General features: G+C 70.5%; 8 protein-coding genes. 5 read left to right on the forward strand and 3 right to left on the reverse strand.

Annotated elements, in window-relative coordinates:
* The first annotated feature begins 279 nt into the window (after positions 1 to 279).
* From DT019_RS15170 to DT019_RS15180, 3 genes are all read left to right on the forward strand, one after another.
* Positions 280 to 4227, forward strand: coding sequence for a Pls/PosA family non-ribosomal peptide synthetase (locus tag DT019_RS15170; RefSeq protein WP_114037323.1), 3948 nt, complete (start codon positions 280 to 282; stop codon positions 4225 to 4227).
* Between the two features lie 604 nt (positions 4228 to 4831).
* The gene (locus tag DT019_RS15175) at positions 4832 to 5749 is read left to right on the forward strand and encodes a helix-turn-helix domain-containing protein (RefSeq protein ID WP_114037324.1); all 918 of its coding nucleotides are present in this window, start codon (positions 4832 to 4834) and stop codon (positions 5747 to 5749) included.
* A 148-nt stretch (positions 5750 to 5897) separates the two neighbouring features.
* Positions 5898 to 6734 carry a carbohydrate-binding protein gene (locus DT019_RS15180; RefSeq protein ID WP_114037325.1) on the forward strand — a complete coding sequence of 279 codons (837 nt, stop codon included), beginning with the start codon at positions 5898 to 5900 and terminating at the stop codon, positions 6732 to 6734.
* A 572-nt stretch (positions 6735 to 7306) separates the two neighbouring features.
* Here DT019_RS15180 and DT019_RS15185 read toward each other — a convergent pair.
* A complete protein-coding gene (locus tag DT019_RS15185; RefSeq protein ID WP_114037326.1) occupies positions 7307 to 8092 on the reverse strand; it encodes a transglutaminase domain-containing protein in 786 nt (261 codons plus the stop codon).
* 646 nt (positions 8093 to 8738) lie between these two features.
* Complete coding sequence (locus DT019_RS15190) at positions 8739 to 9671, reverse strand: LysR family transcriptional regulator (protein WP_114037327.1); 933 nt, start codon at positions 9669 to 9671, stop codon at positions 8739 to 8741.
* Positions 9672 to 9796: 125 nt separating this feature from the next.
* On the opposite strand from DT019_RS15190, the gene DT019_RS15195 reads away from it, so the two are divergent.
* Positions 9797 to 10660, forward strand: a complete 864-nt coding sequence (locus tag DT019_RS15195) for an alpha/beta fold hydrolase (RefSeq protein WP_114037328.1) — start codon at positions 9797 to 9799, stop codon at positions 10658 to 10660.
* A 232-nt stretch (positions 10661 to 10892) separates the two neighbouring features.
* On the opposite strand, the gene DT019_RS15200 is transcribed toward DT019_RS15195, so the two are convergent.
* Complete coding sequence (locus DT019_RS15200) at positions 10893 to 11747, reverse strand: LysR family transcriptional regulator (protein WP_114037329.1); 855 nt, start codon at positions 11745 to 11747, stop codon at positions 10893 to 10895.
* Positions 11748 to 11839: 92 nt separating this feature from the next.
* On the opposite strand from DT019_RS15200, the gene DT019_RS15205 reads away from it, so the two are divergent.
* Complete coding sequence (locus DT019_RS15205; RefSeq protein WP_114037330.1) at positions 11840 to 12577, forward strand: SDR family oxidoreductase; 738 nt, start codon at positions 11840 to 11842, stop codon at positions 12575 to 12577.
* Positions 12578 to 12927: the final 350 nt, after the last annotated feature.

Below are 12927 nucleotides of genomic sequence, written 5' to 3' on the forward strand. Positions count from 1 at the left end.
CGGATCGCCGGGCCCGACACAGCGACTCTCGGGCTTCTGACCGTAGGAGCAGTGGTCCCTTTCTCCACGGAGCCCACTAAACCAACGCCCAACACACAGAAAACCTTCATATGAAAGTTCCATGAAGAGCCCTTACTCGGCGTAATCCCGCTACGGGAGTCCGTTAGCCTCGCCCAGGGATCGACGCTGAAGCGGTCAACCCTTCGATGCGCGTCCTCCCTTCCCAGCCGTGGCACCACGCGTGCCAGGCCGCCTCCGCAGACCAGCAAGAAAAGGTTGATGGACGTCATCGAGAACCGTGGCACCTCTGCCGCGATCTGGCCCGCCGCTCCCGCCGCTCCCGCCCGGACCCTGCTCGACATCCTGGTGGCCTCCGCCGAGGCGTACCCGCACGCCCCCGCCCTGGACGCGGGCGGCACCGTGCTCGACTACCGGACGCTGATGCACGAGGTGGACGAGTTCGCCGGACAGCTCGCGGCGTACGGGGTCGGCAACGGCGACCGGGTCGGAGTCCGGGTGCCCTCGGGCACCTCGGACCTGTACGTCGCCATCCTGGCCGTGCTGCGGGTCGGTGCCGCCTACGTGCCGGTGGACGCCGACGATCCCGACGAGCGGGCCGCGATGATCTGGGAGGACGCCCAGGTCTGCGTGGTGCTCGGCGCCGGCCGGAGCATCACGCCCAGCCCGACCGTGCGCCCCGGCGGACGGCCTTCCTGGCCGACCCCGGCCGACGACTGCTGGATCATCTTCACCTCCGGAACCACCGGGCGGCCCAAGGGCGTGGCGGTCAGCCACCGCAGCGCCGCGGCCTTCGCGGACGCCGAGGCCCGGATCTTCCTGCGGGGCGCCCCGCTCGGCCCGGGCGACCGGGTGCTGGCCGGCCTGTCCGTCGCCTTCGACGCCTCCTGCGAGGAGATGTGGCTGGCCTGGCGGCACGCCGCCTGCCTGGTGCCCGCGCCCCGCGCGCTGGTCAAGACCGGCACCGACCTCGGCCCCTGGCTGGTCGAACGCGGGATCACCGTGATCTCCACCGTGCCCACGCTGCTCGCGCTGTGGCCGGTGGAGTGTCTGGAGCGGGTCCGCCTGGTCATCGTCGGCGGCGAGGCCTGCCCGCCCGAACTGGTGGAACGCGTCGCCTCGCCGCACCGCGAGTTCTGGAACACCTACGGCCCGACCGAGACCACCGTCGTCGCCACCGCCGCCCAGATGTTCCCGGGCCAGCCGGTCCGGATCGGTGCTCCGCTGGACGGCTGGGAGATCGCCGTTCTGGACGAGCAGGGACACCCCGTGCCCTGGGGAGGCACCGGCGAGCTGGTGATCGGCGGCGTCGGCACCGCCCGCTACCTCGACCCGGCCAAGGACGCCGAAAAATACGGCAGCAGCCCCTACCTGTACAGCCCGCGTGTCTATCGCAGCGGCGACCTGGTCCGCGCCGAGCCCGACGGACTGATCTTCGTCGGCCGCGCCGACGAGCAGGTCAAGCTGTCCGGCCGCCGGATCGAACTCGGCGAGGTGGACGCGGCGCTCCAGGCCCTGCCGGGCGTGCGCGCCGCCGCAGCGGCCGTGCGCAAGACCCCGGCCGGCGGCGAACTCCTGGTCGGCTATTTGGTGCTGCACCCGGGCGCGCCGTACGACCCCGCCGCCGCCCGCGCCCTGCTGCTGGAGCGGCTGCCGCAGGCCTTGGTCCCGGTGCTGGCCACCGTGGACGGACTGCCGACCAAGACCTCCGGCAAGGTCGACCGCAACGCGCTGCCCTGGCCGCTGGCCACCTCCGGCCCCGGCCTCTCCGCCGCGGCCTCCTTCCCGACGGGCACGGCCCGCTGGCTGGCCGAGCAGTGGGAGGCCCTGCTCGGCATGCCGGTCGGCGCCGACGGTGACTTCTTCGCGCTCGGCGGCACCAGCCTGGCCGCCGCGAAGCTGGTCTCGGTGCTGCGCACCCGCTGCCCCGGCATCTCCGTCGCCGACGTCTACGCCCATCCCGGGCTGCTTGGCCTCGCCGCCAAGCTGGACGAGCTCAGCGGCCCGGCCCGCCAGGCCAGGAAGGTGCGCCCGACCCCCCGCCGGGTGGGCGTGATCCAGTTCCTGGTCCTCGCCGTCCTCTACACGATCAGCAGCCTGCGCTGGGTGATCGGCCTGGCAGCCCTGGACAACCTGACCTTCGGCACCCTGAAATGGGCGCCGCACACCTCCTGGTGGGTGATCCTGGCCGGCTGGTTCCTCATGTCCAGCGCGCCCGCCCGCCTGGTGATCGGCGCCGGCGCGGCCCGGATGCTGACCGCAGGCATCAAGGCGGGCAGCCACCCGCGTGGCGGCTCGGTCCACCTGCGGATCTGGACCGCCGAGCGGGTGGTCACGATGTTCAACGTCGCCTCCCTGATGGGAACTCCCTGGGCCGGACGCTACGCCCGACTGCTCGGCTGCCGGGTCGGCAAGAACGTCAACCTGCATTCCATGCCCTCGGTGACCGGCCTGGTCAAGCTCGGCGAAGGCTGCTCGATCGAGCCGGAGGTCGACATCACCGGCTACTGGCTGGACGGCGACATCCTCCACCTCGGCACGCTGGAGGTCGGCCCGGACTCCCGGGTCGGCACCCGCTCCACGCTCCTGCCGGGCGCCACGGTGGGCGCCCGGGCCGAGGTCGCCCCGGGCAGTGCGGTGCTCGGCCCGGTCGCCGACGGCGAGTACTGGCACGGCTCCCCCGCCCGCCCGTCGGGCCGCCTCGCGAACGGCTGGCCCGCGCCGGATCACCGACGCTCCCGCCGCTGGGACGTCATGTACGGCCTCGCGCTGCTCGGCTTCGGCCTGCTGCCGCTGATCGCCGCCGCGCCATCGCTCCTGCTGCTCTACCCGCTGATCGACACCGACAGGACGCTTGTCCCGGCGGTCCTCCAGATGATCGTGGTCACGCCGCTGCTGGTACTGGTCTCGCTGGCCACCTACTCCCTCCTGCTGATCCTGATCATCCGGCTGTTCAGCATTCCCATCAGGCCCGGCTACCACCCGGCGCACGGCAGGGTCGCCTGGTGCACCTGGATCGTCTCCAGCCTGATGAACAGCGCACGCGGCGCCCTCTTCCCGTACTACGCCAGCCTGTTCACCCCGGTCTGGCTGCGCCTGCTGGGCGCGAAGGTCGGCCGCAGGGTGGAAGCGTCCACCGTGCTGACCATCCCCAAGCTGATGCGGGTGGACGACGGTGCCTTCCTCGCCGACGACACCCTGATCGCACCGTACGAGGTGCGGGGCGGCTGGCTGCGGATCGGCGCCTCACGAGTCGGTCGCCGGTCCTTCGTCGGTAACTCCGGCATCGTCGGCCCGGGCCGGAAACTGCCCGACAACGCCCTGGTCGGTGTGCTCGCGGACGCCCCCGAACGGTCCGAGCCCGGCTCGTCCTGGCTCGGCCGCCCCGCCATCGCGCTCCCGCGCACCGCCGAGGGCGGCGACCCGAGCCGCACCTACGACCCGCTGCGCCGGCTGATGCTGGCCCGCGCGGTGGTCGAGCTGTGCCGCTTCCTGCCGATCGTCTGCACCGCGCTGCTCGGCGACATCGCCTTCGGTGCGCTGCAGGACCTGGTGGACCGTTTCGGGCTGGCGGCCGGGGTGGCCGGCGGCGGGCTGATCCTGCTCGGCCTCGGCGTGGTCGCCTGTGCGATGACGACGCTGGCCAAGTGGCTGCTGGTCGGCCGCTTCAAGGCGGCCGAGCACCCGCTGTGGTCCAGCTTCGTGTGGCGCAACGAGCTGTACGACGTCTTCGTCGAGGAAGTCGCCATGCCCTGGCTCGGCAGCACACTGATCGGCACTCCGTTCCTGAACATCTGGCTGCGCAGCCTGGGCGCGAAGATCGGCCGAGGTGTGTGGTGCGAAACGCACTGGCTGCCGGAGACCGACCTGATCACGCTGGAGGACGGCGTGAGCGTGAACCGGGGCACGGTGCTGCAGACCCATCTCTTCCACGACCGCGTGATGCGGCTGGACACCGTCCATTTGCAGGAAGGCGCCACCCTCGGACCGCACTCGATCGCGCTGCCCGGCTCCCTGCTCGGTCCAGCCGCCGCGGTCGGCGCCCACTCCCTGGTGATGCGCGGCGAAGAACTCCCGGGCGGCACGCACTGGTTGGGCAACCCGGTCGCCGCCTGGCCCTCCGGCCGCCCCGAGGCCCAGGCCCACCGGCACGCGGCGGGCCGCCACCGCGCGCGCCGGGCACCGGCCCACGAGCGGGTCGGCGTCTAGGCAGAGCCAACCGGGGCGCGAGGGGCCCCCGTGCGGATCGGTACGTCGAGTGTGCGGTCGACCATCTGGCCGCCTTCATAGCTCGCACCGGTCTCTCCGCCCGGCAGCGGCCGCGTGTGAATACAGACGCGTTTGATACACGCGGAGCGAGATGTTCCTGTGGTCGAGGGTTGCGCCCTGCCGCCAGGTGACGGTTTCGGATCGGGCCCCGACCGATCAACTGGTGCACGGGGCGGGCCAAGTCGAGGGAGCGGCGCAAAGCGGCCGGGCCCGAGCCCGCGCGGGTGCCGCCCCACCGGTCAACGGCCCCATGTCCTTGGGGACTTGTCCCCGATCGGGACGCGCGCGCCCGGGAGGGCGTCAGCGACCACTCCCCCGGTCGTTCTGAGCCCGCCGCCGGCGCCCCTCATCGACGCGCCACCGGGACACCTCTGAACGCCGAAGGGCCTCGTCAACTGGCTGCACGCATTGCCGCCGATGCGCGGAGCCCCGACACCGGCCGCCCCGAGGGCGTGGTCACCGACGCCCGTGCGTGGTCACCGGCATGGCCCGATTGCATCGATTGGCCTGGACCTGCGACCGAGCGCTGTCTCAAACTGCGGTGATGGACGAGCCACGGAACACCCGGCGCTTCGACATCCCGCTGCATCGTCTGGACGTCCCTCTGCCACATCTACTGCCCTTCGCCATCGGCACCTTTGACACCATCGGGGCCCTTTCGCGGGCGAACTTTCCGCACCGCCACACCTTCTACGAGATCGTCTATGTCACCGGTGGCCATGGTGCCCACGTGCTGGACTCGGCCCACCAACCACTGAGCCCGCCGCAGGTGTGCGTCATCACCCCCGGTCAGGTTCATCACTGGGTGGACGCGGAAGACCTCACCGGGCACGTGGTCCTGTTCAACGAGGACTTCCTGCTCTCGCGGTCGCACGATGTGACCGCGCTGCACACGCTGTCCGCCGGACCCGGTCACGCTTCCGGAAACCAGTCCGGTCCCATCGAGGCACTCTTGGCCGACATGGAGGCCGAATACCGGGCGCTGCGGCCCGGCTATCACAAGCTGCTCCGCGCCAGCCTGCAGATCCTCATCGTCAGAGCGCTGCGGACCTGTCCACCCGCCACGGAATCCGCGACCCGCAACAGGGCCGCGGAGGTTGCGGCGGACTTCACCCGGCTCATCAGCCTGCCCGGTGCCACCCTGCGCTCGGTCGAGTCGTACGCGCAGGATCTCGGCCTCTCCCCGGGCCACCTTCAGACCCTGGTGCGTCAGGCCACCGGACTGACACCAGGCGGGTTGATTCGGCTGCAACGCCTGCTGGAGGCCAAACGCCTCCTGATCGGAACAGAGCTGACGATACGTCAGGTCGCGGCGGCGGTCAGCATGGGGGACCCCGCGTACTTCTGCCGCTTCTTCCGGCGGGAAACCGGCATGTCGCCTGGCGAGTTCCGGGCCGGCGCCGGAGGAAATCACCATGATCCCCGGATCGAGTCCATCGCCGCCTGCCCGGACAGCGCATAGCTTGACTGCAGCCAACAGGGCGCGGTCAGCAACCCCACAACACCCCGGTCGGCCGTTCCAGCCACGTATCGCCGCTCCCCGTAACGAGCCCCGGCCGACACGCACCCCACTTCCCCCGACCCGCGCCCCCACCCACAGGAGGTCTGCGATGCCCGCTCCCGAAGAGCCGAGACAAACGCCTGCCGAAAGCGCCGGGCCCCCCGGGGTCAGCCGAAAGGCGGTCCTGCGCGCCGCTGCCGCGCTCGGCGCGGTCCCCCTGCTCGCCCGCGGCGGTGTTGCGCTGGCCCGCGACCGAAAGACCGCGGCCAAGCCGCTGGAGACCACTCCCCAATGCCACGACGGGGACGAGCCGACCGTCGAGCAGATCGAGGGCCCCTACTTCAAGCCCAACTCCCCCTTGCGTACCTCCCTGGTGACCGCCACCACCCCGGGCACGCCTCTGACGGTCACCGGATACGTCTTCAGCCGAACCTGCCGCCCGATCGCCGGGGCACTCCTCGACCTCTGGCAAGCCGACGACAACGGCGACTACGACAACGTCGGCTACGCGTTCCGCGGCCACCAATTCAGCACGGACCAGGGGGCCTTCAGCCTGACCACCATCGTGCCCGGCCTGTACCCGGGCCGGACGCGGCACATCCATGTGAAGGTGCAGTCTCCCGGACAGCCGATCATCACCACCCAGCTGTACTTCCCTGGAGAACCGCGCAACAGCACCGACACGATATTCGACGCGCGCCTGCTCATGAACATCCGCCAGGTAGGCCCGGCGCGCGAGGGCACCTTCGACTTCGTGGTGGACGCTCCCCAAGATCCCACCACACCGCCCACCCCACCCCCATCAGGCACGTGGACCGCAGGTCGGGCCTATGCCGCCGGCGACATCGTCACCTACGGCGGGGCCTCGTACCGCTGCCTCCAGTCCCATACGGCCATCGTCGGGTGGGAGCCGCCGAACGTTCCGGCGCTCTGGCAACGCGGCTGACTCCCGACCCAGGAGGACGACAGGGCTGTGCGACGCAGGGCTCGCGCAACACGAAGCCCGGCGCGGTCGAGCGTGCTGGGGCTTCTGACTCCGGACCGGCCGCGCCGGACCAGTGCCGTTGCACTCCGTGCGCAGACGCCGGGCGACAGACAGCAGGCTTCCGCACACCCCGCGCACAGCCCGCCTTCTCCGCGTCCTCGCGGCCGGGCTCACAACTCGGTACCCTCCCGCTGCCCGTGGGGCAGATGCCTACGCTTCACCGTCAGCACACGCCACGGCGGCCGACCCCGCACGGCCTGACCGGTCGAGGAGGATCACAAGCGGACCTGACCTCCGCACGCGCCAGCTGACACAGCAGCGACGCGAACTCCCTGTGCGGCTCGTTCACTTCACGTACCGCAGGATCGAGACCGGGGCGGCCCGCGCGCCGAGGACACACCTTGGCCCACCGAGCAGCCCTTGCACGTCACACGAGACGCCCTCGACACTCGCCGGGCTCGGTCACCGTCACTCGTCGGTGACCTGCGGGTGATGTCACCCCCGCCCATCGGGTTGAACGACGAGCCTCGACGCTAGAACCCGGCGGCTCGTCGACCCAGGACGGGCTCGGCCAGGAGTCTGGCCGGGCCACACAATGTCTGGCCATATCGTGCGAAGAGCTCGTCCCGGGAGTCGAAGCTCCCGAGATCCGTGAGCAAGTACGCCGACAGATCGCAGGAACCGTCAGATGCAGGGCAGGCCGTAGCCCCGTCCCAGTCGATGCTCGTCCTGGCCAGCGCCTCGAAGAGCGTCTCCGCACCCGCGTTCGTGAAACCGCCGCCGCTGGTCCGTCCAACGCCGGCACCGTCGAAGAGTTCGGACACCGACAACCAGGCGGCGGCCTGATCGGCCCCCACCAGCCCGCCGATGCGGAACTCCGGCCAGGCCAGCACCACTTGGCTGGGAACAAGGCGACGGAGCCGGGGGAAGCGCGGGTACCAGAAGGTGCCGTCCACGACCAGGCCACGCACCCGTGAGGGAATCCCCCACGCCCGCGCAACCGCTTCCAGTACGGCCATCCGCTGGCTGCACGAGCCGCGGCCGAGCCGCAGCACCTGGGACACCGGCCGGGCCTCCTGTACGGAATACACGGGGCGAACCTCTGCGGAGATCCATTGATGTGCGTGACGGAGAGCCGCCGCTTCCACCGCGGGCCCCTCCCCTTGGTCCGGAGCCGTGCCGATACTCCCCACGGCGGACCGGACTCGTGAGTGTCCCCAATCGAGAATCCGCGTCGGCGCCGTTCCCCCGCACGCACCACGGCCATCGACCACCACCTGTCGAGAACGCCCACCCGGCATCAGCAGCCTGCTCACCATGACGCCCCTTCCCGCCCCGATCGCAGCCCAGCCTCCCAGATTTTCTGAACGCGTTCAAGTACGACTGGTGATCGACAGAATCTTCAGCCGCCCCCGGGCCTGCGCCTGCTTCACCCGCACGCGCCAGCACACGACGCCGCCCCCTTCAGAAACCCGTACCGACCGACGGACAGGCGCTCCGGCTGCAACCGGAGCGCTGGCGCAACGAACCGACACCCGAGCCTCGGGGGGCACAGGGCCAAGGGGAAGTCCCCCGAAAACTGGGAACGGCGCGCCCGACGGCGCTCTCTACGTCGGGGGCGATCGCGTTGCGGGCAAGGGAGGGCCTCTCGACCTCCCCAGGCATCCTGGCCCTCCCCTCACCCAGCAGGCACCGACTACCCCGCCCGATGATGTTCATGCACCGCACTGTTCTGGGCAGAACAGCGCGGGTCCGTCGCCGCGCGTGGCTGCCCCTGGCATGGATGACCGGGCACGCCGTCCCGGCACTGAGCACCAACCAATCCCCTGGGCTCGCACTGCTTGACCGCTCGGTGGGCCACCGACAAGGTTCTGGGACTCGCTCGCGCAGGCCGTGCGCCTCACGCCGAGGCCCTCCCGCACCGGAAGGCCGGACATGTGCATGCGAAGCGATGACCGCCCCGAGTCAAGTACGGGGTCGGAGACGGTCGTTGAGCGCGGCACCCACGTCGGGGCAGTTCTTCCGGATGGTGTCGAGGAAGGCACGCAGCACCGGGGAATGGTCGCGGGCCGCGAAGGACAGAACCAGGTCGGGCAGGGGCGTGCGCGGCGTCACCTCACAGAACCGCACTCCCGGACGCGGGACCGTTCTCATGCGGGATGGCCCCAGGCCGACGCCCACGCCTGAGGCAGCGAGGCCGATGATCGTGTGCACGTCCCTCGCGACGGTCGCGTCGCCGAGAGCCGATGAGTCGCTGCCCAGCAGGGTGCGCAGTCCGGCGACTACAGCGGGCTCGTCCTCCCCCGCCGACACGATCAGCGACTGACGCCGCAACTGATCGGCACTTACCGAGAGTTGCCCCGCGTACGGGTGCGCCGTACTCACCACGGCGATCACGTGGTCGTGTCCGATCGGGACGGACACGAGATGCTCGGCTCCGGCACCCCGTGGTGGGCCGAGGGTGATGGCCGCGTCGAGCTCCCCGGCGACGAGAGCAGGGCCGCTGCGGCTGGTGGCCATCTCGTGCAGTTCCAGTCTCACGTCGGGCCGTTCACCGCGGAACCGGCTCAGGACGCCGGGCAGCGGGTCGAGCAGTGCGGAGGCGATGAAACCCAGGCGCAGCCGTCCCGTCTCGCCGCGCGCAGCCCGGCCCGCGTCGACCGCTGCCGCTGCAATCTCGTCGAGCGCCCGGCGCGCCCGCGCGAGGAACGCCTGGCCGGCAGCGGTGGGAAACACCCCCTGACGTGTGCGGTCGAACAGTCGGGTCCCGACCTCGCGCTCAAGGTCGCCGATCTGCTTGGACAGCGGCGGTTGCGCAATGCCCAGCGCGCCGGCCGCCCGGCCGAAGTGTTCGTGCTCGGCGAGAGCAACCGCGTACCGCAGGTGTCGCGCTTCCACGGTCCGCGCTCCGTTCCATCGGTCTCATCGGCCCGATCGCCGCTGGCAATACCTCAAAGATATCGCCATGCCACTTACGAGATCTATGAAGGGATGGCGCTGAGGTTCCTGTCTGGAATGGGGGCATGAAGTACGCATCTTTGAGCGACACCATCTTCGTCTTCGTCCACGGGGCCTGGCACAGCTCCGGACAGTGGGCAGCAACGCAGCGCGCACTGGCCGGACTGGGCGCCGCAAGCGTCGCCGTCGACATGCCCGGGCACGGCTTCGACGCACCCCTGCCCAGCGGATACCTGCTGCCCGGCCAACCGGGCCTGCTGATCGAGAAGTCACAGCTCGCCACCCTGACAATGGACGACTGCGCCGAGGCAGTACTGAGCGTCCTGCACCAGCTGCGTCACCATCGCACTGTCGTGCTCGTCGCGCACAGCGCGGGCGGCGGTCCCGCGTCCCTGGCCGCGGAGCGGGCCCCGGAGTTGGTGGACCGGATCGTCTACCTGTCCGCTTTCGTACCGGGCGGGCGGCCGCGGTTCTTCGACTATCTGGGATCGCCCGAAAACGCCACCGCACTGGGCCAGAACCTGACCCTCGGCGACCCCGAGGCCCTGGGCGCCGTACGGATCAATCCGCTCTCATCAGATCCCGCCTACCTCGACGAACTGCGGGAAACTCACTACCACGACACCCCCTTGGACCGCTTTGACCGGTGGCGGTCCGCGCTGAGCCCTGACCTGCCCCTCGCGATCCCGACGACACCAGTCACCCTGACCGCAGCACGGTGGGGACGAATTCCACGAACTTTCCTGCGCTGCGCCGAGGACCGGGCGCTGGCACCGGCCGCGCAGGAGCTGATGATCGCCGAAGCCGACCGGGCCTTCCCCGACAGGCCGTTCACCGTGCAGACCCTCCCCGGCAGCCACAGCCCGTTCGCAGCCCGGCCGGGCGAACTCGCCGCGGCCCTCGCCTGGTCTGCCGGCATCGAGCCATGAAGACTTCCCCGTCCCTGCTCCGGCAGCCCCTCCATTTGCCGGAGGCCGGGATGGTCTGGGAGCCCGGCGAGGAATCCTGGGGAGACCACGCTCGCCGCGCTCCGGGCCTGCCACCGAGCCACCTGACACCTCACCCCGCGCCACCACGCAGTCGGGGGCGAGGACGTGGCGATGATGCCCATCGGACAGCACTTACCCAACCGTGATGCTGACTGGTGGCGGCAGCACCTGTTCATAGCCGTACAGCCGTACGGACCAGGCCGGCCAGGGTGAGGGAGCGGCTGTGCGCAGGCCACACGATGTGGGTCACGACGGGAGGTGCGTCAGCCAGGGGAACAGCCGCGTGCTGGGCCCACAGCCAGGAGCGGGCGGAGTCGGGCACGACCGCTACGGTGCGCCCGAGCGCGATCAGCTGGGCCAGTTGTGTCTGGTTGTGGATCTCGGGGCCGGGGCCGGGGGCGTAGGTGCCCCGGGTGGGCCAGCGGGCGAGCGGCAGACCGGGGACGTCGCTCACATCGGCCAGGGACAAGGTCTCGTGGGCGGCGAGAGGGTGTCCGGCAGGCAGCACGGCGACCTGCCCCTCCGTCACCAGTGCCTCGCTGTCGAACCCGGCGAGGGAGTTCCACGGTGTGTGCATGAGCGCGGCATCGGCGCGTCCGTCGCGCAGCAGTTCTTCCTGCTCGCACAGGCCGCACGGCAGTACTTCGATCTCGGCACTGTCGGGCTCGGCCGCGTAGGCGTCGAGAAGCTTTTGCAGCAGTTCATGGGACGCGGCGGCCTTCACCGCGAGGACCAGCCGGTTACGGGGGCTGTCGGCGCCGCCGGCGCGCCGGGTGCGGCGAGCGGCGGCGGTGGTCGCGTCGAGTGCCGCCCGGCCCTCGTGCAGCAGCACCTCTCCGGCACCGGTCAGGCTCACGCCGCGTCGGTTGCGCTGCAGCAGACAGACCCCGAGGCGTCGCTCGAGCTGCTGGATCGCCCGTGACAGCGGCGGCTGAGCCATGCCGAGGCGCTCGGCGGCACGCCCGAAGTGCAGTTCCTCGGCGACGGCCACGAAGTACCTCAACTCGCGGGTTTCCAGGGTGTCCACGGCCGCAGCTTACGTGGTGATACCTGGCAGGTATGACAGAGCACCGCATCGGTGTTGGCCGCGCTGTTCGTCCCAAAGCCACCATCATCCACATGAGCGAAACAAAGACCGCGCTGGTGACCGGCGCGAACAAGGGCATTGGGTACGAGATCGCGGCCGGACTGGGCGACCTCGGATACCGCGTGGGCGTGGGAGCTCGTGACGAGGCCCGACGCGAAGCCGCCGTCACCAAGCTGCGCGCCCTCGGCGTGGACGCGTTCGGGGTGCCGCTGGACGTGACCGACGACCAAAGCGTCACTGATGCCGCGGAGCTGGTCGAACGGTTGGCCGGGCGCCTGGACGTCCTGGTCAATAACGCCGGCATCTCCGGCGACACGGGCCCGGGATGGGAGCAGGACCCGACCGCGCTCGACCTGGAGGTGCTCCGTACGGTCGTGGATACCAACGTCCTCGGTGTCGTCCGGGTGACCAACGCGATGCTGCCGCTGCTGCGGCGCTCGGCCTCGCCCCGCGTCGTCAACATGTCCAGCAGCGTGGGCTCCCTTACCCGTCAGGCGGACCCGGACACCGAGATCGGCCCGATCATGGCGGCCTATGCCCCGTCGAAGTCGTTCCTCAACGCCCTCACCGTGCAGTACGCCCGGCAGTTCACGGGCACGAACATCCTGATCAACGCGGCCTGTCCGGGCCTGGTCGCGACCGACTTCACCGGCTTCCACGGCCCCCGCACTCCTGCACAGGGCGCGGCAACAGCCATCCGGCTCGCCACGCTGCCCGACGACGGCCCGAGCGGTGCGTTCTTCGAGGATGACGGCATCGTCCCCTGGTGATCTCGAACTGGCCCGAGCCGACGAGGCGCCGCCGGGTTCTTGAAACAGCGGACGGTCCAGATCGAACGAGACAGCAGAAGATTCCGTTGGACAAGGCCGCCGTGCACCGGAACGAACGGCACAATAGGCGTCAATAGTCATGGTTCAGCCTGCCGAAGGTCGTCCTCGGTGCACCGGGGGGACGAGTTCGACCTGCTGCGCTGTCCCGGGCTCGTGCGGTCGCGGGCTGGGACAGCGCGGCCGAGCGGCACTCGGCGCGCCGGATGCCGAGCTTGCCAAGTCTTCACCCATGGCCCCGGCACCGATGCGGCACCCTTCGCCTTAACGCCAACAGACCAGGTACGACCGAC

Source organism: Streptomyces sp. SDr-06 (assembly GCF_003324565.1).
Taxonomy (GTDB): Bacteria; Actinomycetota; Actinomycetes; order Streptomycetales; family Streptomycetaceae; genus Streptomyces.

Coding starts and splice junctions, on each gene's coding strand:
- DT019_RS15170 (WP_114037323.1), top strand. CDS start 280: ATGGACGTCATCGAGAACCGTGGCACCTCTGCCGCGATCTGGCCCGCC.
- DT019_RS15175 (WP_114037324.1), top strand. CDS start 4,832: ATGGACGAGCCACGGAACACCCGGCGCTTCGACATCCCGCTGCATCGT.
- DT019_RS15180 (WP_114037325.1), top strand. CDS start 5,898: ATGCCCGCTCCCGAAGAGCCGAGACAAACGCCTGCCGAAAGCGCCGGG.
- DT019_RS15185 (WP_114037326.1), bottom strand. CDS start 8,092: ATGGTGAGCAGGCTGCTGATGCCGGGTGGGCGTTCTCGACAGGTGGTG.
- DT019_RS15195 (WP_114037328.1), top strand. CDS start 9,797: ATGAAGTACGCATCTTTGAGCGACACCATCTTCGTCTTCGTCCACGGG.
- DT019_RS15205 (WP_114037330.1), top strand. CDS start 11,840: ATGAGCGAAACAAAGACCGCGCTGGTGACCGGCGCGAACAAGGGCATT.